General features: G+C 65.0%; 18 protein-coding genes and 1 tRNA gene. 14 read left to right on the top strand and 5 right to left on the bottom strand.

What is annotated here, in order from left to right; translation table 11 throughout:
* The first annotated feature begins 6 nt into the window (after nucleotides 1–6).
* From DESPIGER_RS12035 to DESPIGER_RS12010, 6 genes are all read left to right on the top strand, one after another.
* Nucleotides 7–690 carry an ABC transporter ATP-binding protein gene (locus DESPIGER_RS12035; RefSeq protein WP_072337278.1) on the top strand — a complete coding sequence of 228 codons (684 nt, stop codon included), beginning with the start codon at nucleotides 7–9 and terminating at the stop codon, nucleotides 688–690.
* Complete coding sequence (bamA, locus tag DESPIGER_RS12030) at nucleotides 671–3,433, top strand: outer membrane protein assembly factor BamA (RefSeq protein ID WP_072337276.1); 2,763 nt, start codon at nucleotides 671–673, stop codon at nucleotides 3,431–3,433. Before DESPIGER_RS12035 ends, bamA begins: the two co-directional genes overlap by 20 nt.
* A gap of 220 nt (nucleotides 3,434–3,653) precedes the next feature.
* Nucleotides 3,654–5,537 (top strand): N-acetylmuramoyl-L-alanine amidase, encoded by a 1,884-nt coding sequence (locus DESPIGER_RS12025; RefSeq protein WP_072337274.1) that lies wholly within the window; start codon nucleotides 3,654–3,656, stop codon nucleotides 5,535–5,537.
* 106 nt (nucleotides 5,538–5,643) lie between these two features.
* The gene (locus tag DESPIGER_RS12020; RefSeq protein WP_072337272.1) at nucleotides 5,644–6,180 is read left to right on the top strand and encodes an OmpH family outer membrane protein; all 537 of its coding nucleotides are present in this window, start codon (nucleotides 5,644–5,646) and stop codon (nucleotides 6,178–6,180) included.
* Between the two features lie 119 nt (nucleotides 6,181–6,299).
* Nucleotides 6,300–6,764 (top strand): 3-hydroxyacyl-ACP dehydratase FabZ, encoded by a 465-nt coding sequence (fabZ, locus tag DESPIGER_RS12015; RefSeq protein WP_072337270.1) that lies wholly within the window; start codon nucleotides 6,300–6,302, stop codon nucleotides 6,762–6,764.
* Nucleotide 6,765: 1 nt separating this feature from the next.
* Nucleotides 6,766–7,860: a glycosyltransferase gene (locus DESPIGER_RS12010; RefSeq protein WP_072337268.1), complete on the top strand. Its 1,095-nt coding sequence runs from the start codon at nucleotides 6,766–6,768 to the stop codon at nucleotides 7,858–7,860.
* Between the two features lie 225 nt (nucleotides 7,861–8,085).
* On the opposite strand, the gene wbaP is transcribed toward DESPIGER_RS12010, so the two are convergent.
* Nucleotides 8,086–9,456, bottom strand: coding sequence for an undecaprenyl-phosphate galactose phosphotransferase WbaP (gene wbaP, locus DESPIGER_RS12005; protein WP_083575450.1), 1,371 nt, complete (start codon nucleotides 9,454–9,456; stop codon nucleotides 8,086–8,088).
* Between the two features lie 195 nt (nucleotides 9,457–9,651).
* Between wbaP and DESPIGER_RS12000 the strand changes: the two genes are divergently transcribed.
* The 4 genes from DESPIGER_RS12000 (at nucleotide 9,652) to DESPIGER_RS11985 (ending at nucleotide 12,711) form a co-directional block, all read left to right on the top strand.
* Nucleotides 9,652–10,395: an ABC transporter substrate-binding protein gene (locus DESPIGER_RS12000; protein WP_072337264.1), complete on the top strand. Its 744-nt coding sequence runs from the start codon at nucleotides 9,652–9,654 to the stop codon at nucleotides 10,393–10,395.
* 224 nt (nucleotides 10,396–10,619) lie between these two features.
* Nucleotides 10,620–11,291, top strand: coding sequence for an amino acid ABC transporter permease (locus DESPIGER_RS11995; RefSeq protein WP_407934725.1), 672 nt, complete (start codon nucleotides 10,620–10,622; stop codon nucleotides 11,289–11,291).
* Nucleotides 11,288–12,037: an amino acid ABC transporter ATP-binding protein gene (locus tag DESPIGER_RS11990; protein ID WP_072337262.1), complete on the top strand. Its 750-nt coding sequence runs from the start codon at nucleotides 11,288–11,290 to the stop codon at nucleotides 12,035–12,037. Before DESPIGER_RS11995 ends, DESPIGER_RS11990 begins: the two co-directional genes overlap by 4 nt.
* A gap of 2 nt (nucleotides 12,038–12,039) precedes the next feature.
* Nucleotides 12,040–12,711, top strand: a complete 672-nt coding sequence (locus tag DESPIGER_RS11985; protein WP_072337260.1) for an amino acid ABC transporter permease — start codon at nucleotides 12,040–12,042, stop codon at nucleotides 12,709–12,711.
* A 669-nt stretch (nucleotides 12,712–13,380) separates the two neighbouring features.
* On the opposite strand, the gene DESPIGER_RS11980 is transcribed toward DESPIGER_RS11985, so the two are convergent.
* From DESPIGER_RS11980 to DESPIGER_RS11970, 3 genes are read right to left on the bottom strand one after another with little or no spacing between them, the layout of a single operon-like run.
* Nucleotides 13,381–13,989 carry an indolepyruvate oxidoreductase subunit beta gene (locus DESPIGER_RS11980; RefSeq protein ID WP_072337259.1) on the bottom strand — a complete coding sequence of 203 codons (609 nt, stop codon included), beginning with the start codon at nucleotides 13,987–13,989 and terminating at the stop codon, nucleotides 13,381–13,383.
* A gap of 12 nt (nucleotides 13,990–14,001) precedes the next feature.
* Nucleotides 14,002–15,855: an indolepyruvate ferredoxin oxidoreductase subunit alpha gene (gene iorA / locus DESPIGER_RS11975; RefSeq protein WP_072337257.1), complete on the bottom strand. Its 1,854-nt coding sequence runs from the start codon at nucleotides 15,853–15,855 to the stop codon at nucleotides 14,002–14,004.
* A gap of 46 nt (nucleotides 15,856–15,901) precedes the next feature.
* The gene (locus DESPIGER_RS11970; RefSeq protein ID WP_072337255.1) at nucleotides 15,902–16,609 is read right to left on the bottom strand and encodes a tetratricopeptide repeat protein; all 708 of its coding nucleotides are present in this window, start codon (nucleotides 16,607–16,609) and stop codon (nucleotides 15,902–15,904) included.
* 362 nt (nucleotides 16,610–16,971) lie between these two features.
* Here DESPIGER_RS11970 and DESPIGER_RS11965 point away from each other — a divergent pair, with 362 nt between their 5' ends.
* The 4 genes from DESPIGER_RS11965 (at nucleotide 16,972) to DESPIGER_RS11950 (ending at nucleotide 19,993) form a co-directional block, all read left to right on the top strand.
* Nucleotides 16,972–18,231 carry a glutamate-5-semialdehyde dehydrogenase gene (locus DESPIGER_RS11965; RefSeq protein WP_072337254.1) on the top strand — a complete coding sequence of 420 codons (1,260 nt, stop codon included), beginning with the start codon at nucleotides 16,972–16,974 and terminating at the stop codon, nucleotides 18,229–18,231.
* Between the two features lie 2 nt (nucleotides 18,232–18,233).
* Nucleotides 18,234–18,947: a nicotinate-nicotinamide nucleotide adenylyltransferase gene (locus DESPIGER_RS11960; protein WP_072337252.1), complete on the top strand. Its 714-nt coding sequence runs from the start codon at nucleotides 18,234–18,236 to the stop codon at nucleotides 18,945–18,947.
* Between the two features lie 96 nt (nucleotides 18,948–19,043).
* Nucleotides 19,044–19,138 (top strand) — tRNA-Ser (locus tag DESPIGER_RS11955).
* A gap of 345 nt (nucleotides 19,139–19,483) precedes the next feature.
* Nucleotides 19,484–19,993 carry a MucR family transcriptional regulator gene (locus tag DESPIGER_RS11950; RefSeq protein WP_072337251.1) on the top strand — a complete coding sequence of 170 codons (510 nt, stop codon included), beginning with the start codon at nucleotides 19,484–19,486 and terminating at the stop codon, nucleotides 19,991–19,993.
* 172 nt (nucleotides 19,994–20,165) lie between these two features.
* Here the strand turns inward: DESPIGER_RS11950 and DESPIGER_RS11945 are convergent, their stop codons facing one another.
* Nucleotides 20,166–20,945 (bottom strand): class I SAM-dependent methyltransferase, encoded by a 780-nt coding sequence (locus DESPIGER_RS11945; RefSeq protein ID WP_162273866.1) that lies wholly within the window; start codon nucleotides 20,943–20,945, stop codon nucleotides 20,166–20,168.
* Between the last annotated feature and the right edge of the window lie 14 nt (nucleotides 20,946–20,959).

The raw sequence follows: 20,959 nt of genomic DNA, 5'->3' as shown, positions 1-20,959 counted from the left end.
GCGATCATGGCCGAGCTCTACAAATTCGAACATGTGGGCAAGCGGTTCTCCGGCCCGGAGAACCTGGAGATCTTCAAGGATATCAATCTGTCCGTGGAAGAGGGGGAATCACTGGCCATCGTGGGGACCTCCGGCTCCGGCAAGAGTACCCTCTTGCATCTTATGGGGGCTCTTGATACTCCAAGCAGTGGAAAAATCTTTTTTGACGGCCGGGACATGTCCGGGATGACGCCTGACGAGAAGGCCCGCTTCCGCAACAGGACGCTGGGCTTCGTGTTTCAGTTCCATCATCTCCTGCCGGAATTCTCGGCCCTGGAAAATGTGGCCATGCCGGCCCTGATAGGCGGTGCCTGCCGGGCCGATGTGCTGCCCGATGCCCGAACCATGCTGGAACGTGTGGGCCTGGCCCACCGTGTGGAGAGCAAGGTCTCCACCCTGTCCGGCGGGGAGCGGCAGCGGGTGGCCATTGCCCGTGCCGTTTTGCTGCGCCCGCGGGTGCTGCTGGCCGACGAACCCACGGGCAACCTTGACGAAAATACCGGCGAGCAGGTCAGCACCCTGATGCGCGAACTGAACCGCGAGCTGGGCATGACCCTCGTGATTGTCACCCACAACCGCGAGCTGGCCGCCACCATGAATCGCAGTCTGGAACTGAGAGCGGGGACTCTGTATGAAAAAACATTTGCGTAATTGGCTGGGCCTGTTCTGTTTCGCCCTGCTGGCCTTGTGGGCTGCCCCCCTGCAGGCCGCGGGAAACACGGTGCTGGTGTTGCCCTTCCAGGTCACTGCCGGCCCCGAGATGCCCGATGCGGCCCGGGATGTGCCGCAGATCATCGGTACGGAGATGCAGCAGCGCGGCCTTGCCGTCATCCCCATGGACAAGGCCCGCAGCCTGCTGTCTTCCCGCGGCGGCAGCATCGACATGGCCGCCGCCCGCGAACTGGGCAGGAAAGCGGGAGCCGACCTGGTGCTGTTCGGCAGCTTCACGCAGAACGGCGAAGGCTTTTCCCTGCAGTCCCTGCTGGTACCGGTGAACGAAGGCCAGGCCAGGCCCGCCAACTTCGACCGCCCCTCCCTGCTGAGCCTCAACGAATGCGCCGCCGCCATGGCCGGCCAGGCGTCCGGCATGCTGGCCGGTGCCGGTGCCGCCGCCCCTGCGGCCAGCAGCGCTCCCCGCACCGAGCCCACCGACCCCATCGGCCGTGCCGACTTCGTGCCCATGGGCACCGCCAAGGGCGCCCTGGCCGACGTGCAGGTGCGCGGCCTGCAGGTCATGGACCCCGAAGTGGTCCTCATGCGCCTTTCCATCCGCAAGGGCGACACCCCCTCCGCCAATGACATCAACGAAGAAGTCAAGCGCATCTGGGAACTGGGCTACTTCAGCGACGTCCAGGCCCACATGGAAGGCAACGTGCTGGTCTTCACCGTGGCGGAAAAACCCCGCATCGAGAACATCATCGTGGAAGGCAACCACGAGATTGACGCCGAGGACGTGATCGCCGCCATGGGCACCAAGTCCGGCAACGTGCTCAACGAACAGCTCATCGCCGACGACCTGCAGAAGATCAACGAGCTCTACCGCAAGGAAGGCTATTACCTGGCCCGCTCCAGCTACCGCCTGGACAGCCGCTCCGGCGGCCGCGGCGCCGTGCTGGTCATCCAGGTGGAAGAAGGCAACAAGCTCTACATCAAGGAAGTGAAGATCGAGGGCCTGGAGCAGCTGGACAAGAGCGACATGGACAAATACCTGGCCCTCAAGCCCCGCAACATCTTCTCCTGGTTCACGGGCACCGGCGTGCTCAAGGAAGAGCACCTGGAGCGCGACACCAACGCCATCGCCGCCTACGGCCTGAACCAGGGCTTCGTGGACATCCAGGTGGCCGCTCCCGACGTGCAGTACAAGGAAGACGGCATCTATGTGACCTTCAAGGTCCACGAAGGCCCCCGCTACAAGATCCACGACATCAAGTTCGGCGGTGACATCATCGACGAAGAGCAGGCCATGCTGGATGTGGTCGAGATGGACGAATGGAAGAAGGACAACGACTACTTCTCCATCACCGTCATGCAGGAAGACAGCAAGCGCCTGACCAACTTCTACACCGACCGCGGCTATGCCTTTGCCGAAGTGGATACCCGCGTCATGAAGGTGGATGGCGACGAGCCCATGGTGGACGTGGGCTACATGGTCAACAAGAAGGAAAAGGTCTTCATCCGGCGCCTGATGGTCGACGGCAACACCAAGACCCGTGACAACGTCATCCTGCGCGAGATGCGCCTGGGCGACGGCGACCAGTACGACGGCGAGAAGATGCGCCGCTCCGCCGAGCGCCTGAACCGCCTGCGCTACTTCTCCGCCATCGACAGCGAGCTGATCCCCACCGACCGGCCCGACGAAGTGGACCTCAAGATCAAGGTCAAGGAAGACAACACCGGCGCCCTCATGGGCGGTATCGGCTACTCCACCTACTATGACGTGGGCGTGACGGCCTCCATCATGGAGCGCAACCTTTTCGGCCGCGGCTATCAGGTGCAGCTGCAGGGCTTCTTCTCCTGGCGCCGCACGTCGGGCGTGCTCTCCTTCACCAACCCGCGCGTCTACGACACCGATCTGTCCTTCGGCAACGACATCTACTACATTTACGACTACTGGGACGACTTCACCAAGGAGACCATCGGCGACACCATCCGCTTCGGCTATCCCATCGGGGAATATACGTCCGTGGGCCTGGGCTACCGCCTGGAACGCTACGACCTGTATGACGTGGATGCCGACGCCTCGCCCTACATCTCCGACTACAAGGGCACCAACTGGACCAGCGCCATTTCCGCCCGCATCCTGCGCGATACCACCGACGACCGCGCCCGTCCCACCAAGGGCACCATCGCCCGCCTGTGGGCCGAATACGGCGGCGGCGGCCTGGGCGGTACCGACAACTTCATCAAGGCCGTGGCCGACTGGCAGGGCTTCTGGTCCATCAATCCCGAGAACACCTTCCACCTGCGCGCCCGCGTGGGCGGCGTGTTCCAGAACACCAGCAGCCGCGTGCCCGTGTTCGAACGCTTCTGGCTGGGCGGCATGGACACCGTGCGCGGCTACTCCTACTCCGACCTTTCGCCCCGCGACGACAAGTACGGCGGCGACCAGATCGGCGGTGACCGCATGGGCGTGCTGAACGTGGAATACATCTGGACCTTCCAGAAGGACATGGGCCTTGCCCTGGTGCCCTTCTTCGATGCCGGTTTCAACATCGACCACAAGACCATGGCCGACGACCTCAACGACAAGATCGTCTATTCCGCCGGTCTGGAGCTGCGCTGGCGTTCGCCCATGGGCGACCTGCGCCTGGCCTACGGCTACCCCCTCTCCAAGGACTATGACGGCGAGCGCGAGCAGGGCCGTCTGGAATTCAGCATGGGCCAGTTCTTCTAGGCCGGGCTGGTCTCCTTCGCGTCAAAAAAGCTCCCTTCGGGGAGCTTTTTTTATGTCGGAAAACAGACGCCTTCGTCCGTCCATCGGGAAATGGCACAGCTAACACTTTGGAAAAACTGTCTCTTTCATGTCATCCATCGCATGGCACACAACCTGCAAAGGATAGGCTGCGGCAAGGTTCCCCTCCCGGGAGCAGCCACCATCCAGCGAGTTCCGTGTCATGGCCAGGAAAAAAGTCACCCCCGCTCCCCGTCCCCAGTCCCCCGGCATGATGGCCCGTATCCTGCCCCCCCTGGGGTTCATCCTGGCCTTTTCCCTGCTGGCGGCCTTCTGCCACACCATCAGTCATGGCGCCGTGCTGTCCCCCGCGCAGCGCTATGAAGCCGCCAAGGAAGACATGGAGCGACTGCGCCGGGACGGCACGCGCGGCATGCAGCGCGCCCCCTGGGAAGAGATGGCCGCCGTCTTCCGGGACATCCACCAGGACGCCTCCACCTGGCCCAACCGTCCCGCGGCTTTGTTCAAGGCCGCGGAATGCTACGAAGAGCTTTCCCGCCGCTCCTTCGCCCTGGCCGACGCCCGCAAGGCCGCCGGGACATTCGAGGACGTGGCGCGCCGGCACGACAGCAGCTGCCTGGCCGACGACGCCCTGCTGCGCGCCGCCCGCATCCGTGCCGGCAGGCTCAAGGACAGCCGGGGTGCGCTGACGCTGCTGGACACGCTTTGCCGGGACTATCCGAACGGTGACATGGCCGCCGAGGCCCGCCGCCTGCGGCAGGAACTTGCCCCGGGCAAGGATGCGGTCCAGCCTTCCGGGCCGCCCGCCCGTCAGATATCCGACGCCCCTCCGGCGGAGGATGCCCGCCAGGCCCTGCAGCGCTACGAGGAAGCCAAGAAGACCATGGAGCTCCTGCGTGCCGACAAGCGCCGTTCCTGCTGGCGCGAACCCTGGGAAAACCTGCGGGGCGATTTCCTGCAGGTCTACCAGAGCCGTCCCGGCGCCACGATCAGTGCGGCGGCCCTGTTCCGTGCCGGTGTCAGTGCCCGCGCGCTGGCCGACTGCTCCCACCTTGCCGCCGACTACCGCACGGCCCGTACCCTGCTGCTGCGGGTGCCGGAAGAGTTCCCCGGCAGCGCCCTGGCTGACGATGCCCTGCTGCTGGCGGCGCAGATCAGTGCCGGGGAGCTCAAGGACCGCGCCGGGGCCGTGCGCCTGCTGGCCCGTCTGGAAAAGGAATATCCCCGTGGCGACATGCGCCCCCAGGCCGTGGCCCTGCGCCGCCAGCTGGCCCCCGACGCCGCTGCGGGCGTCCTGCCGACGGATGCCTCCGACGGCAGGGGCACGGCCGTCCCGGCCGGCAACCTGGTGGCCGGACAGCCGGGCCTTTCCGTGCAGCGCGTGTTCCTCGATGCCGGGCACGGCGGCCGTGATCCGGGCACCATCCACAACGATGTGGTCGAGCGCAACATCACCCTGGACATCGCCCTGCGTCTGGGCCGCCTGCTGGAGGACAACGGTCTGGAGGTCATCTACAGCCGTCGCAAGGACGTGGCCGTGAGCCTGCGTGACCGTACCGGCAAAGCCAACCGGGCCGGAGCCGACCTGTTCGTCTCCATCCATGTCAATGCGCACGAGGACCGCGGCATCAACGGCTTCGAGACCTATTACCTGGACATCTCCCGCGACCCCCGGGCCGTGCGTGTGGCCAGCCAGGAAAACGCCCGCACCGACAGGAACCTGGGCGAGGTGCAGAAGGTCCTTTCCGACAGCATGCTCACGGCCCGCCAGTACGAGAGCCGCCGCCTGGCCGGCGATATCCAGAAACAGTCCCTGGCCCGTCTGAAGCGCCGCGGCTATGCCGTGCGCGACAACGGTACCCGGGCGGCCCCCTTCATCGTCCTGCTGGGCGCGCGCATGCCCTGCGTCCTGGTGGAAGTGGGCTACTGCTCCAACCCGCATGAGGCCCGCAACCTGCTCGATGCCCGCTACCGCATGATCCTGGCCGAGGGGCTGGCCGAAGGCATCCTGAGCTACCGCGATCGCGTGCGGCAGAACCGCACGGCCCAGAATTCCTTGACGCCCCCTGCCTCTGGTGCTATGTGATGAGCGGTAAACAAGAGGCGCTCCTCTTGCTACCAGAAAATCTACACAATCACTGCCTGGCGGCATCCTCGATCCGCGGAGCATTCGATCAAAGGGAGTTTTTTCCATGCGCAAACTGATGTATCTGACCCTTGCGGTCTGCCTGATGATGGCGGGGGCCGTTGCCGCCAATGCCGCTGAACCTGCTGCCGCCAAGATCGGCGTCGTGGACATGCAGGCCGTCGCCACCCAGAGCGAACCTGCCCAGGCCGCCAAAAAGCAGATGGAAAGCAAGTACGGCAAGGAACGTGCCGCCCTGGAAAAGCAGGGCGAGGCCCTGAAGAAGGCCGCCGAAGAACTGAAGGGCCCCAAGGCCTCTGATGAAAAGAAGCTGGCCTTCATCCGCAAGAAGCAGGAACTGGACCAGAAGACCCGCAACTTCCTGCGCAAGGTGGAACAGGACGAAGTCAAGCTGCGCCAGGATATGGTCACCCTGGTCTTCAATGCCACCTACAACGTGGCCCAGCGCAAGGGCTTCAACTTCGTGGTGGACATCACCGCCGGTGGCGTCCTCTACGCCGACCAGAGCATGGACCTGACCCAGGACGTGCTGGCCGAAGTCAACAAGATGCACAAGGACGAAAAGGCCAAGGGCAGCAAGTAGCCCCCCCGTACCGCCGGATCTCGAGCCCCCTGTCCGCAGGGGGCTTTTTTTTGCCCGCCTTGTCTTGCGCCGGGCATCGGGCTAAACTGCGCCATCATACCCATCAAAGGAGTTTTTCCATGTCGGACGCAACGCCTATCACCATGGACATCCAGCGCATCCTTTCCATCCTGCCCCACCGCTATCCCTTCCTGCTGGTGGACCGCGTGCTGGAATGCGTGCCTGGCTCCCATATCAGGGCCTACAAGAACGTGACCATCAACGAACCCTTCTTCCAGGGCCATTTTCCCGGCGCGCCCATCATGCCCGGCGTGCTCATCCTTGAGGCCCTGGCCCAGGCCGGCGCCCTGCTGGCGGTCTCCGGCATGGAAGGCGACCTGTCGGACAAGCTCTTCTTCTTCACCGGCCTGGACGGCGTCAAGTTCCGCCGTCAGGTGCTGCCCGGCGACCGTCTGGAACTGCACTGCGACAATATCCGCATGAAGCTCAAGCTCTGCAAGATGGACGCCCGCGCGTACGTGGACGGCAAGCTGGCCGCCGAGGCCCAGATCACCGCCGCCATCGGCGACCGCCCCAAGGCCTAGCATGAAGGTCGCTCTGGTGCATTACTGGCTGGTCAACATGGCCGGCGGTGAAAAAGTGCTGGAGGCCCTGTGCCGCCTCTATCCGCAGGCGGACATCTTCACCCATGTGGTGGACAGGGAAAAACTCCTGCCCCGGTTCCGGCAGCACAGGATCAGCACCACCTTCATCGACAGCCTGCCCGCCAGCCGCAGGCTGTACAAAAAATACCTGCCCCTCATGCCCCATGCCCTGGAGCAGCTGGACCTGACGGATTACGATCTGGTCATCTCCAGCGAGTCCGGGCCCGCCAAGGGGGTCATCACCCGGCCCGACTGCCTGCACGTCTGCTACTGCCACACGCCCATGCGCTATCTGTGGGACAACTGGCCCGCCTACATGCGGAGCACGGGGCGGCTCTCCCGCCTGGCCATGCGCCTGCTGCTGCCTTCCCTGCGGCAGTGGGACTTCCTCAGCGCCCAGCGGGTGGACCACTTCGTGGCCAATTCCCGCCATGTGGCCCGGCGCATCCGCAAATACTGGCGCCGCGAGGCCGCCGTTGTCCATCCGCCGGTGGACACGAACGCCTTCACGCCCCGGGCCGAACCGGGCGGGGAACACTACCTCTGCTTCGGCCGTCTGGCCTCGTACAAGCGCGTGGACCTGGCCGTGGAGGTCTGCACCCGCCTCGGCCGTCCGCTGGTGGTGGCCGGTGACGGCGAGATGATGCCGCAGCTCAGGGCCAAGGCAGGTCCCTGCGTGCGTTTCGTGGGCCGCCAGGACGATGCCGCCGTGCGTGAGCTCATGGCACGCAGCCGGGCCCTGCTCTTCCCCGGTGAGGAAGACTTCGGCATCATCCCGGTGGAGGCCATGTCGGCCGGCGTCCCGGTCATCGCCTACGGACGCGGCGGCGCCACCGAGACCGTGGTGGACGGCGAGACCGGTCTGCTCTTTGCCGAACAGACCCCGGAGAGCCTGGCCGATGCCCTGCGCCGCTTCGAACAGCGCGAAGGAGATTTCGATCCTAGGCGCCTGCATGCCCATGCGGAGAAGTTCTCCACCGAGCATTTCCTGACCGGCTTCCGCCATGAGGTGGACGCGGCCCTGGCCCGCCTGTAAGCGGCGGGACAGCCCCAAAAACACAAAAGGACAGCCGCACGGCTGTCCTTTTCTTTCGTCCTGTGTCCCGTCCCCATGCCTGTCCGTCTCCCGGCAACGCAACGGCGGACAGCCGTGTCCGGTCAGCGGTGCCGTGTGGACCGGGCCCCTTCCAGGGCGCGATGCTTCCGGCATCCCGCAGGGCCACCCCCCTCCGGGGCCTGTGCCCGGCGTCCGGCAGGCCCGTCAGTATGCGCCGTAACCGGTGAGCACCACCGGGAAGGTCCGGGCCAGGATCCACAGATCCATCCAGATGCACCAGTTGGTCACATAATAGCGGTCCAGGCTGACCCGCTCCTCATAGGTCGTATTGTTCCGGCCCGAGACCTGCCACAGCCCCGTGATGCCCGGGCGCACCCGGCAGTAGTCCGCGTAGACCTCGCCGTATTTGACGATCTCGTCCTCCACGATGGGGCGCGGCCCCACCAGGCTCATCTCGCCCCGGACCACGTTGAGCAGCTGGGGCAGCTCGTCCAGGCTGCTCTTGCGCAGGAAATGGCCCACCCGCGTGATGCGCGGGTCATGTTTCAGCTTGCGGTCTTTTTCCCACTCTTCGCGCAGGCCGGGATTCTCCTCCAGATACCGGGCCAGCACCTCGTCCGCATCCTGGCGCATGGTGCGGAACTTGAACACGTCGAAGGACTTGCCGTCCTTGCCCAGGCGGCGTTGCCGGTAAAGCACGGGCCCGGCGCTGTCCAGACGGATCAGCAGGCCCAGCAGCAGGCCGGGCACGGCGCAGATCAGGACCACGGGCAGGCACAGCACCAGGTCCAGGGCCCGCTTGAGGCGCTGCCGCCAGCGGCGGCGCAGGTTCTGCATGAGCATGAAGCCCGTCATGGTGCCCAGGTCGCAGGCGTGGAACCAGTGCTGCCGCACGCCGCTGCTCTGGGCGGGCACCACCAGGATCTTGATGAAATAACGTGTGGCCTCATGCACATAGCGGGCCGCGTCGGCATCGGATGGCTGCAGCATCAGGGCGATGGCCCCGGAATGGCGCCGTTCCGCGTCCCGCAGCTGTCGCCCGGCCTCTTCGATGTCGGGCGACAGGGTGAAGATGTCCACCGGCGAGAGCCCCAGCCAGGGATGGCGCTTGAGATAATGCCACAGTTCCCGGCCCGTATTGCTGCGGTCCAGGATCACCAGCGGCGTGCCCCACCAGCGGAACCTGCCGAAATAATGACGGCAGAAGCGCCGCGCCACCGGCAGCAGGAAGATGCTCAGCAGCCAGGCCCCCACGAGCACGATGCGGGAATAGGCCACGCTGGCCTTGCCCGCGAACAGCAGGGCCAGGATGAGGCCGAAGGTCAGGGTGCTCAACACGCAGAGCTTGCGGCTCTCCACATAGGCGGGCAGCGAGATGACCCCGTAAAGGCCCAGCGCCAGCCCCATGACCGGGGCCAGCAGGAGCATGGAGAGCATCCAGCCGTAACTGGTGACATCCAGGCCGCCCCACAGGGCACGCAGGCACAGGACAAGGAACGTGCACGCGCAAAGCGTGAAAAAATCGCAGCACACCAGCAGGATGACCCGGGGCGGCACCCCCAGGCTCTGCAGCATGCGCTGTGCAAGACGGGAGGATTCCATCTGGCGTTGTGTCTCCAGGTAAGGAAGAAAAAGGCGGGAGCGGGCGGGAGAGCGGCTTTGTGACGCCTTCTCTCTTGCGCCCGTGCGCGGCTTTTGCTAAAAAATTTTGTTGCCGCGCGATACGGCATCAGGTTATACCCGGCCCTCACATTTTACAAGGGAAGCACCATGAAAAAACTTTTTGTTTGCGCCCTGCTGTTCGGCCTGCTGGCCTCCGTGCCGGCCTTTGCCCAGAAGACCTACGTCAACGGTATCGACTCCAACTATCCGCCTTTTGCCTATGTCGATGAAAAGACCGGCCAGCCCGCCGGCTTCGACATCGATGCCATGAACTGGATCGCCAAGACCATGGGCTTCAAGGTCGTCCACAAGCCCGTGGCCTGGGACGGCATCGTGCTGGCCCTTGCCAACAAGCAGATCGACATGATCGCCTCCGGCATGAGCATCACCGAGAAACGCCGCAAGATGGTGGACTTTTCCGATCCTTACTGGGAAGTCTCCCGCGTGTTCCTGGTGCCTGCCGACTCCAAGCTGACCCCTGCCGACATCCTGTCCAAGCCCATCAAGCTGGGCGTGCAGCGCGGCACCTCCGAGGCTGAAGCCATCAAGCAGGAACAGAAGGAAAAGGGCTACCCCTTCGAACTGCGCTTCTATGAATCCTGCCCGCTGGCCGTGGAAGACCTGGTCAACGGCCGTATCGACGCCGCCCTCATGGACTCCCTGCCCGCCGGTGACGCCATCGCCCGCGGCAAGGCCGTGAAGAAGGCCGGCGTGCACGGTGAGCCCGACCAGTTCGGCGTGGCCATCCGCAAGGGCGACAAGGAACTGCGCGCCCTCATCGACGAAGGCTTCCGCAAGCTGCAGGCCGATCCCTACTGGAAGGAACTGCAGGCCAAGTACCTGAGCAAGTAAGCCCTGACTGATACAGCGGCCCGTGCCGCTTTTTCCGGTGAACCGCCGCCCTTGCGCGGCGGTTCGCCATGTCCATACAGCCCGTTTTTCCCATGTCCGATATCTTCCCCTTCAGCGTGATCCTGGACTTCCTGCGGGATATCCTCATGCAGGCCTGGCTCTGTCTGGCCGTCGTCCTGCGCCCCATCGTAGGCGACACCATCGTGGATGCCTTCCCCTTCATCATGGGCGGCACGCTGGTGACCGTGGGCTCGGTGGCCCTGGCGCTGGGCATGGGGCTGGTGCTGGGCGTCCCCATGGCCGTGCTGCAGGTGTACGGCAACGCCCTGGCACGCCGTCTGGTGGGACTGTATGTCTGGTTTTTCCGCGGCGTCCCCATCCTGGTGCTGCTCTTTCTTTCCCAGGGGCTTTTCCTCTCCATGGGCTGGATCATCCAGCCCTTCCTGCTCTCCTGTCTCGTCATGGGCTGCATCAGCACGGCCTACCAGTCCCAGATCTTCCGGGGCGCCATCGAGAGCCTGCCCCAGGGGCAGCTCAAGGCCGCACGCGCCCTGGGCATGCGCGACCTGACCGCCATCACCTGCATCATCCTGCCGCAGGCCCTGCGTCTTTCCATCCCGGGCTGGGCCAACGAATTTTCCATCCTCCTCAAAGACTCCGCCGTCTGTTACCTGCTGGGCACCATGGAGATCATGGCCCGCGTCAATGCCGTGGCCCAGCGCACGCATGAACATCTGGCATTTTTCGCCCTGGCCGGGGTCATCTATTTCGTTTTGACGCTGATCGTGCTCAAGCTCTTGCGCCGTCTGGAAAACAAGGTCCAGATCCCCGGCTACTCCGCCGGCACGGTGGGCAGCATGGCCAACAACACGCAGCATGGGGTAAAGAACGCATGAACGAAATCGTCTTGCAGGTAAAAGGCATCAGCAAAAGCCTGGGCGGCAAGTCCATCCTGGACAATTGCTCCCTGACCATGAAACGCGGCGAGCTCAAGGTCCTCATCGGTCCTTCCGGTGCGGGCAAGAGCACGCTCTTGCAGTGCATCAACTGCCTCATCCCCCCGGACAGGGGCGAGATCATCCTTGAAGGCGAAAAGCTGGATTTCGCCAACAAAGCCAAGCTCTGCGCCTTCCGGGCCCAGGTGGGCATGATCTTCCAGGACTTCAACCTGTTCGACCACCTGACCGCCGAAGAGAACGTGGCCATCGCCCTGCGCAAGGTGCGCGGCATGTCCGCGGCGGCCGCCCGCGAACGCGCCATGGACGAGCTGGCCCGCGTGGGCCTTGCCCGCCGTTCCCTGCTCTACCCCGCCCAGCTTTCCGGCGGCCAGAAACAGCGCGTGGCCATAGCCCGTGCCCTGGCCATGGATCCCAAGGTCATCCTGCTGGACGAGCCTACCTCCGCCCTGGACCCGGAACTGGTGGGCGAAGTGCTCTCCGTCATCCGCGACCTTTCCAGAGGCGGCATGACCATGATCATGGCCACCCACCAGATGGACTTCGCCCGTGCCCTGGCCCATGAGATCCTGTTCATGGAACGCGGCGTCATCATCGAGCAGGGCGCGCCCGAGACCCTGCTGGCCGAAGGCAGCAATACCCGCACCCGCGACTTCTGCGCGCACCTGCTGGACATGGGGGCCTAGGCGTGGTCATCGACATCCCCTTCTTCACCCAGGAGGTCATCCCGGCCCTCAACCAGGGCCTGAAGGTGTCCATCGCCCTCATCATCCCGGCCAGCATCCTGGGCTTCGTGGGCGGTGTGGCGCTGGGCTGCCTGCGGGCTTTCGGCGGTCCCTGGTGCAGCCGGCTGGGCAACTGGTATACCGCCATCATCCGCGGCGTGCCGCTGGCCGTGCAGCTGATGATGATCTATTACGCCCTGCCCAAGATGGGCATCTATTTCGAGCCCTACGGCGCCGCCCTGCTGAGCTTCATCCTGTGCAGCGCCGCCTACCATTCGGAATACATCCGCGGCGCCCTGCTCTCCATCCGCCAGGGACAGATCAAGGCCGCCCAGGCCCTGGGCATGACCACCTTCCAGACGGTGTTCTGGATCGTCATCCCCCAGGCCGCCCGCCGTGCCCTGCCCGGCTGCGGCAACGAGATCATCTACCTCATCAAGTACAGCTCCCTCGCCATGCTCGTGACCTGTAACGAGCTCATGAGCGAAGCCAAGGTGCTGGCCTCGGACACCTTCCGCAATACCGAAGTTTTCCTGGCCGTGGGCCTCTACTACCTCATCCTGGTCTCCCTGGCCACCTGGTGCCTGCGCTGGCTGGAAAAGCGCTACAGCATCCCCGGCTTCGGCAACCGCTAGTTTCCTTTTTCTTGAGGGGAGGGGCCCCCCGCCTGACGCGAAAGGGGGTCCCCTCCCCTCAAACTCCCCTCCCTTCCCCCAGCGCGTTTTATTGATAGATCGTAGTGACGCACAGGCAGGGAGGCTGCCCAAAAGACGACAAAGGCGCTGCCCGTGTATGCGGACAGCGCCTTTCTTCGTTTGGAGGAGCAGACTCTGTTTTCGGCCGTGGCCGAAAGGCTCTCTTATCGTCCGTTCCTACCGGCGCTCTTCCCACGATCTCCGTGCTTTTTCACGAATATTTGACGGAATTCTTCCTGCCTTGCAAGAAATGTATTCCAAACAACTGTACAGGTCCATTTTGCTGGCAATGATCTTTCGTGCTTTGGAAACCCGTGTTTGGGAAGCTGTCACAGTATACCCATAGGTCTTATGCAAGGAATGAGCCGCAGCCACATTACTATCGTTCTGCCTCAAGAAACCATTCAAAATCCCGGATAAAACACGTTATTCCGGCACTGGACAAAAAGCGTTGCAACGTATCGTCCATACTTATCTCCATAAAAAAATCCCCCTCCCCGCTGAAGCGCGCTGGGGAGGGGGTGGGGAGTTTGAGGGGCGGGGGAACACCTCTCGCGCCAGGCGAGGGGTTCCCCCGCTCCTCAACAAAACAGCACAGCCATGCTGCTGTTACATGTGCAGGGCGGCCTGACCGAGCTCCAGGGCCTTGAGGTTGGAGGCCTGCAACTTGGCGGGCAGGTATTTTTCGATGGCGGTCTTGAGGGCGTCGATGCCGAAGGGCAGCAGGCCCGAGGCACAGACAGCGGCCAGCAGCACGGTATTGCCCGCCTGGGCGGCACCGGCCTGGATGCCCAGCTCGCGGCAGGCCAGGAAATGGCACTGGCTGGCCACGGTACGGGACTTCTGTTCGATCTCTTCCATGGAAGGATATTCGGCCATGCCCAGCGACACGCTCAGGGGCGGCATGGGATCACGGCTGGAGAAGATGACGCCGCCGGGACGCAGATAGGGCAGGCCGCGCAGGGTCTCCAGGGGCTCGAAGCCCAGCAGGATGTCGGCTTCGCCAAGGTCCAGCTTGGGCGAACGCCAGCCGCCCAGCAGCAGTACGGATTCCACCACGCCACCGCGCTGGGCCATGCCGTGGACTTCGCCGGCCACCACGTCCTGCCCGGCATCCAGGGCAGTGCGGGCCAGCAGGGTGGTGGCGGTCAGGGTGCCCTGTCCGCCCACGCCGGTGAAGAAGATACGAAGACGCTTTTGTTTGTCGCTATGTTGCATAATACACCTCGCCTAGGCGCGCTTTCTGGCCTTGAAGGCCTTGGGGGCCACCTGCAGACAGACCATGCAGCCGGTGCAGAGATTCTCGTCCACGGCCACATCCTCGCCGTTGCGGTAGAAGGCGGGGCAGGCCAGTTCTTCCAGGCAGCGCTGGGCATCGGCGCCCTGCTCGGCCACATAGGCCACCTGGGCCGCGGTCTTCTTGAGTCGGCGACGGGCATAGAGCACGCAGGGTTCTTCCGCGATGATGACGCGCACGCCCTTCTTGCCGCGCATGTCTTCCAGGGCCGAATGCAGGGCCTTGAGGTTGTAGGAACGGACCTTCACGCATTCGGTGACGCCCAGACCGCGCACCACGGATTCGATATCCAGATGCATGGCCTCTTCCCCGAGGATGTCCTGCAGCATGCCGGGGTTGGGCTGATGGCCGGTCATGGCGGTGGTGCCGTTGTCGAGGATGACCACCAGGATGTCGTGCTTGTTGAACACGGCGTTGGCCAGGCCGGTCATGCCGGAATGGAAGAAGGTGGAGTCGCCGATGAAGGCCACCACCGGCTTGCCGGAGGCCCGGGCAAAGCCGCTGCCGGCGGACACGGAGGAGCCCATGCAGACCAGGAAGTCGGCCATGCGCAGGGGCGGCAGCATGCCCAGGGTATAGCAGCCGATGTCGCTGGAATAGCAGGCGTCGTCACCGAAGGTGTGGCGGACGGCGTAATAGACGGCGCGGTGCGAGCAGCCGGCACAAAGGTTCGGCGGACGCACGGGCAGCTCGCGGACCACGGGCGAGGAGGCCTTGACCGGGCAGGGGCAGTCCAGATAATCGGCCACGCGGCGCAGCACCAGGGTGGTGGAGTATTCGTCCAGCACGGTGAGGGTCTCGTCCTTGCCTTCGATGCGGGCCTTGCAGCCGCACTTCTGGGCCAGGGCGCGCACGCTGCCTTCCAGCAGGGGCTCGCCTTCCTCCAGCACCAGCACGCGGTCACAGGAGTGCAGGAAGGCTTCGATGCGGGCTTCGGGCAGGGGCCAGGTCATGCCCAGCTCGAGCACGCGCACGCGCTCTTCCCAGCCGCCGGAAGCCAGGGCGTCGGCCAGATAGTTGCGGGCCACACCGCTGGCGATGATGCCCAGGCGGCAGCCCTCGGGACCGTATTCGCGGCTGAAGCGGCTGGATTCGGCAAAGGCGCGGGCCTTTTCCATGATCTCCAGCAGGGAGCGGTGACGGCCGCGGGCCACGGCGGGCACGGGCACGAAGCGGCCGGGGTTGCGCTGGAAGTCCACGATGGGCGCGGGCTCCGCCGGCAGGTCGTCGAACTCCACGTTGCCGCGCATGTGGCTGACGCGGGTGGTGGTGCGCAGCAGCACGGGCTGCTGGAGCTCACGGGCCAGGCGGAAGGCCTCGCGGGTCATGTCCTTGGCTTCCTGGGCGGACACGGGCTCGAAACAGGGCAGGGAGGCGAAACGCGCGTAGTAACGGTTGTCCTGCTCGTTCTGGCTGGAGTGGCAGCCGGGGTCATCGGCGGAGAGCACCACCAGACCACCGGGCAGGCCGGTATAGACCGAGGTGAACAGCGGGTCGGCCGCCACGTTGAGGCCCACGTGCTTCATGGTCACCAGGGCCTGGGCACCGCCCAGGGCCGCACCGGCGGCCACTTCGAACGCGACCTTCTCGTTGACCGCGTACTCGATCCTGTAGCGGCCCTCGCCTCCCAGTTTGTAAAAGGTATCCGGCACCTCGGAAGAAGGCGTGCCCGGATAGCAGGTGACCATATGCACGCCGGCTTCCAGTGCGCCGCGTACGATGGCTTCATTGCCCAGCAAAACGTGGCGCTCGCCACGCGCCCCGTGCAGCAGAGGATGTTTGCTCATGTGTCCTCCCGGCCCGTGCGCGTCGGCAGAGGGGCCGCCAACGTTCTTACTTGTTCTCCGCCCCGTCCTTCACGGGTGCGGTCTTGCCACCGCCCAGCGCATCCGCGCGCGAGCGGTAAAACTCACCGTCCAGACCGGGCTGCGAGGCGGCCAGCGCTTCATAGGCGGCAATGGCCACATCGGTCTTGCCCGCCGCTTCGGCGGCCTCGCCCAGCAGCATGCGCAGAGTGGCACGGCCGTCTTCGGTGGCGCGGCTCTCCAGGCCCTGCAGCAGGGTCACGGCATCGGCGGGACAATCCAGCTTGATCAGCGCGCCGGCCTGGCCCAGGGCGGCCATCAGGCCCATGGCACCATCGGCGTCCAGCCTGGCCGCCGTGGCATAGGCCTGCTCGGCCCGGCTGTAGTCCTGATCCTGCATGGCGAACTCGGCCTGCATCAGATAGATGCTGTAGCGCATGTTCTCGGGAGCTTTGGCTGCCAGGTCGTCCAGCGCCTTGAGGCGATCCCCGCCCTTCATGGTGATGCCGATACGCGCCAGCTCGGTCTGGGCCTCGGCCTGCAGGCCGCCCTGATGCCAGCGCCATACGGCCGTGCCCACCAGGGCCACCAGAAGGATGACCACCACGCCCACGATCAGCCCGCTGTGGCGCACGATGAACTGCAGCAGCGGCGCGCTTTCCGCGCTCACCTCGGCCTTGAGGTCATTGAGCAGGGTAGGAGATTCAGGGGTATTCTGAGGTCTGACAGGATTCATTTCTTTCAGTGCTCCTTGCAAAAGCTTCGCCCGCGGTCGCCGGAGCTGTCACGGTGCGGTCTATTTATGTAGGATAGGGGACGGCCTTCTGTCAAAGAAAAACCCCTGCCCGCGGTAGGGAATACCCGTCCTGTCTTTTCCCTGCGGCAGGGCCTGCAGGCCGCGCATCCCCCCTGTCCAGGCCGGGATGCCCCGCCCCACAGCGCACGGGGAGCGCCCCGCAGCAGCGGTCAGGCACGGACGGACGGGGCATCTTTCCCGCAAGGGCCGCGGGGCGGCGGCAGCCTGCGCCCGGTGCGCGTCCCCTTGCCCTCGTTCCTGCGGCAGCGTATAGAGAGACGAGCCAACCCAAGGAGCCCCTCATGACTTTGGCACACGAAATGACCCTGCTCGGCCAAAAGGCCAAGGAAGCCGCCCGCCTGCTGGCCAAGGCCAGCCCCGCGGCCAAGAACGCCGCCCTCACCCGTCTGGCCGCCCTGCTCGAGGAGCGGGAAGCCGGGCTGCGCGCCGCCAACGCGCAGGATCTGGACGCGGCCCGCGCCCGTGGCCTGGACGCCCCCCGCATGGACCGCCTGACCCTGCATCCCGCGGTACTGGCCGACATGCGTGCCGCCTGCCTGCATGTGGCCGGCCTGCCCGACCCCGTGGGCGCCCTGGACAGCCAGTGGCAGCGCCCCAACGGCCTGCTGGTGGGGCGCATGCGCGTGCCGCTGGGCGTCATCGCCATGATCTACGAGGCCCGTCCCAACGTGACCATCGATGCGGCCATCCTCTGCCTGAAAGCGGGCAATGCCGTGATCCTGCGCGGCGGCAGCGAGGCCCTGCACTCCAACACCGCTCTGGCCGCCCTGCTGCGCCAGGCCCTGGAAGAGGCCGGCCTGCCCGCTGATGCGGCCCAGCTGGTGACGACCACGGATCACGCCGCGGTCACCGAGCTGTGCAAGCTCGACCAGTACATCGACGTCATGATCCCGCGCGGTGGCGAAGGTCTGGTGCGTGCCGTGACCGAAGCCGCCACCATGCCGGTGCTCAAGCATTACAAGGGCGTCTGCCATGCCTTCGTGGACGCTGACGCGGACCTGGACAAGGCCCTGGACATCGTTTTCAACGGCAAGGTGCAGCGTCCCGGCGTCTGCAATGCCCTGGAGTGCCTGCTGGTGCACAAGGACTGCGCCGCGGCCTTCCTGCCCCGTGTGGGCCGGCGTCTGGGCGAGGCCGGTGTGGAGTTCCGCGCCTGCCCCGCTTCCCTGCCGCTGCTGGGCCCCACGGCCAGGCCCCAGACCCCTGACGACCTGGGGCAGGAGTTCCACGCCCTGATCCTGGCCGTCCGCGTGGTGGACGACATGGACCAGGCCCTGGCGCACATCGCCCGCTACGGCTCCAACCACACGGAGATCATCTGCACCAACGATCACGGGCACGCCATGCGCTTCCTGCGCGAGGCCGACGCCTCCATGGTGGCGGTCAATGCCTCCACCCGCTTCAATGACGGCGGCCAGCTGGGCCTTGGCGCGGAGATCGGCATCTCCACGTCCAAGCTCCATGCCTATGGCCCCATGGGCGTGCAGGAACTGACCACCACCAAGTTCGTGGTCTTCGGCCAGGGGCAGGTGCGGCAATAGACATGGACGGGATAAAGGCAGCGGGCCGGGCCCTGTTCGGCGGCAGTTTCAATCCGCCGCATGTGGGACATCTGCGTCTGGCCATCGAGATGGCGGAGACCTTGCGGCCCCTGGCCGCCGGCGTGGAGCTGACGCCCTGCGCCACACCGCCGCACAAGGTGGCGGGCGGCCTGCTGCCCTTCGATCTGCGGGCCGCCATGGTGGAAGCCTGCCTGGACGGCCTGCCGGGCCTTTCCTGCAATCGCATGGAGGCCGGGCGCCCCGGCCTTTCCTATACCTGGGACACCCTGCGGGCCTGCCGCGAAGAGACGCCGGAACGGCCCCTGTTCTTCATCCTCGGCAGCCCGGATTATGCCCTGCTGCCCCACTGGCACCGGGGCCTGGAGCTGCCCTGTCTTTGCCAGCTGGTGGTGGTGCCGCGCGGGGAAGGCTCGGAAAAGAACTTTCTTGCCGCCACGCAAAGCATGTGGCCCGGGGCGCAGCCGTGCGAGCCCGTCCTGCCCGGGAGCCGCCGCATGCGCCTGCCCGGTGGCGGACTGGTCCATTTCGTGCCCCTGCCGTGGATCTCCGTCAGCGCCTCGCGCATCCGCCACCGCTGGCTGCACGGACTGAACGTGGATTTTCTGGTGCCCAGGCCCGTGCTGGACCTGCTGGACGCCCACAGGGAGACCGTGCTGGCGCACTGGCTGCCCGAGCCCAGGCCGGACGAGGCCTGACGCCGCCCGGCGACAGAAGAAAACATATTGCTTTTTTCCCTGAAACAGACTAAATATTGCCTTCGGCCCTGCTGTGCATGCACAGCTCCCAAGAGCGGAGAGGTAGCGAAGTTGGCCGTAACGCGCTCGACTCGAAATCGAGTTATCGGTTAATAGCCGGTACGTGGGTTCGAATCCCACCCTCTCCGCCATTCATGCCATGTTTGGCACCACCAGACGCACGCAATGAAGCGCTTGTGTTTTCCCGGGCAGGCGGTCCCGCCTTCCAGGAGGGCAGGAGCGCTTTTTTTGTTGGGCGCCTTCCTGCCCTTCCGCCAACGCCCGTCCTTTTCAGGCGCATCGTCTTCTGCCATCCTGTGCCGCGCTGCCTGAACCTCTTTGGTACTATTTTTTAGCCTATCAAGAATAGCTTTTGTTTACTCGAATAGAAACCTGTTTTCGGATATGGTGACTAACACTCTCCCTGACATTTATCTCTTGAAATAGGAACGACAGTCATATACTTTCTTTTCTGTCCATACTAAGGAGGGATCTTCATGGCTCTGGAAGACAAGGATATTTTCAACGCTATTTTCAACAAGTACAGCGATCAGCCCATCGAATTCATCATGGAGCAGTACGAAAAGGCAAAAGTTCTCAATATGGCTATCGAGCGCCGCATCAATGCGCAGACGGAGCAGCCCGTGAAAGCCGAAGAACCCGCGCCTGCCGCCCTGCCCCCCGCGGCCGTGCCCCTCCCCGGCGAAGAGGAGAAAAAGCCCGCCCCGGCCCCCAAAAAAATATTCAGCAAGGCCGACCTGGTCTGCGATCCTGCGGAGGCCATCACCGACAGCACCATCACCTGCTGCCTGTGCGGCAAGGCGGCCTGCTCCCTGACCTCCCGCCATCTGGCCAATCACGGCATCAATGTGGAAGAGTACAAGTATCTCTGCGGCTATCCGTCCGAGCAGAAGCTCATGTCCCGGAATTTCGAAGCCAAGATGCGGCGCAATGTCCAAAGGGCCCAGCAGGCCCGCAAGGAAAAGCGCCAGGCCGAAAACGCCTAGCCGGGACCAGGATGGCCCTGCGGCCCTGCACGGCGCGGGGCGCGGGCCCCGGCACCGCGGCTTTATATCAGGAAGGGGATGCTCCACGGGCATCCCCTTCCTGCATGCTCTGCCACACCGGCACCCGCCGGGAACAGGCCCCTCCGCCGCATCCCCGCCACGGGGCGGGAGATCAGGGCCGGTACGCGCGCAGGGTGAACATGGGGACAGGATTGTACGTGGCGTCCCGCCGGGCGAAGATCCGTCCGCTGAGCCCGGTATCGCAGCTGCAACGGACAAAGCCCGCCCGAGCCAGGGCCTCCATGTCCCACTGCGGCCGCTCCCGGCGGCTCAGGGGCAGGGCCCGGCGGATGGCCTCGCCTTCCTGCAAAAGGGCCCTGTCCATGTCGGCATGGGCATGCTGCCCCTGCTCGTCGGCAAGCCGGGTGAAATCCACGGCCCCGTAATCGGCATCGAAGTTGAGCAGCACGCCGCCGGGCCGCAGCACCCGCAGCCACTCCGCATAGGCCGCCTCGGGATCCGTCAGCGTCCAGGTCAGGTTGCGGGCCAGCACGCCGTCGAAGGCGGCCTCCCCGAAGTCCAGCTCCGTGGCGCTCATACAGCGCCAGTCCACCGTGCAGCCTGCCTCATCGGCCAGGGCGGCGGCCTGGGCGAGCATCCCCTCGCTCAGATCGATGCCCGTGACCTCACAGCCAGCCTGCGCCAGCAGGATGGCAAAAAATCCCGCGCCCGTGCCCAGATCCAGTATGCGCAGGGGGGCACCATCTTCCCGGCGCGGCAGCCAGGGCAGGATCTCCGCCCGCCACAGGGAAGACTTGTCACTGTGCAATTCCTCGCGGCGGACCTGCCCGAAGGCGCCGGAACGCCGGGTCCAGTAACGCCGGATGCGCCCGTCGAGCCCGGGCCGGGCCGTCACAGCGCCCCGGGGGGCGCCGGCTGTCTGCTCCATCATGTGCTCCTTTGCCG

Origin of the sequence: Desulfovibrio piger, assembly GCF_900116045.1 — a bacterium.
GTDB classification, from domain to species: Bacteria; Desulfobacterota; Desulfovibrionia; order Desulfovibrionales; family Desulfovibrionaceae; genus Desulfovibrio; species Desulfovibrio piger_A.
Note: the sequence above shows the minus strand (reverse complement) of the source record. Positions and strands in the feature narration are given on the sequence as shown.

Coding starts and splice junctions, on each gene's coding strand:
- DESPIGER_RS12035 (WP_072337278.1), top strand. CDS start 7: ATGGCCGAGCTCTACAAATTCGAACATGTGGGCAAGCGGTTCTCCGGC.
- bamA (WP_072337276.1), top strand. CDS start 671: ATGAAAAAACATTTGCGTAATTGGCTGGGCCTGTTCTGTTTCGCCCTG.
- DESPIGER_RS12025 (WP_072337274.1), top strand. CDS start 3,654: ATGGCCAGGAAAAAAGTCACCCCCGCTCCCCGTCCCCAGTCCCCCGGC.
- DESPIGER_RS12020 (WP_072337272.1), top strand. CDS start 5,644: ATGCGCAAACTGATGTATCTGACCCTTGCGGTCTGCCTGATGATGGCG.
- fabZ (WP_072337270.1), top strand. CDS start 6,300: ATGTCGGACGCAACGCCTATCACCATGGACATCCAGCGCATCCTTTCC.
- DESPIGER_RS12010 (WP_072337268.1), top strand. CDS start 6,766: ATGAAGGTCGCTCTGGTGCATTACTGGCTGGTCAACATGGCCGGCGGT.
- wbaP (WP_083575450.1), bottom strand. CDS start 9,456: ATGCTGCAGAGCCTGGGGGTGCCGCCCCGGGTCATCCTGCTGGTGTGC.
- DESPIGER_RS12000 (WP_072337264.1), top strand. CDS start 9,652: ATGAAAAAACTTTTTGTTTGCGCCCTGCTGTTCGGCCTGCTGGCCTCC.
- DESPIGER_RS11995 (WP_407934725.1), top strand. CDS start 10,620: ATGGGCGGCACGCTGGTGACCGTGGGCTCGGTGGCCCTGGCGCTGGGC.
- DESPIGER_RS11990 (WP_072337262.1), top strand. CDS start 11,288: ATGAACGAAATCGTCTTGCAGGTAAAAGGCATCAGCAAAAGCCTGGGC.
- DESPIGER_RS11980 (WP_072337259.1), bottom strand. CDS start 13,989: ATGCAACATAGCGACAAACAAAAGCGTCTTCGTATCTTCTTCACCGGC.
- iorA (WP_072337257.1), bottom strand. CDS start 15,855: ATGAGCAAACATCCTCTGCTGCACGGGGCGCGTGGCGAGCGCCACGTT.
- DESPIGER_RS11970 (WP_072337255.1), bottom strand. CDS start 16,609: ATGAATCCTGTCAGACCTCAGAATACCCCTGAATCTCCTACCCTGCTC.
- DESPIGER_RS11965 (WP_072337254.1), top strand. CDS start 16,972: ATGACTTTGGCACACGAAATGACCCTGCTCGGCCAAAAGGCCAAGGAA.
- DESPIGER_RS11960 (WP_072337252.1), top strand. CDS start 18,234: ATGGACGGGATAAAGGCAGCGGGCCGGGCCCTGTTCGGCGGCAGTTTC.
- DESPIGER_RS11950 (WP_072337251.1), top strand. CDS start 19,484: ATGGCTCTGGAAGACAAGGATATTTTCAACGCTATTTTCAACAAGTAC.
- DESPIGER_RS11945 (WP_162273866.1), bottom strand. CDS start 20,945: ATGATGGAGCAGACAGCCGGCGCCCCCCGGGGCGCTGTGACGGCCCGG.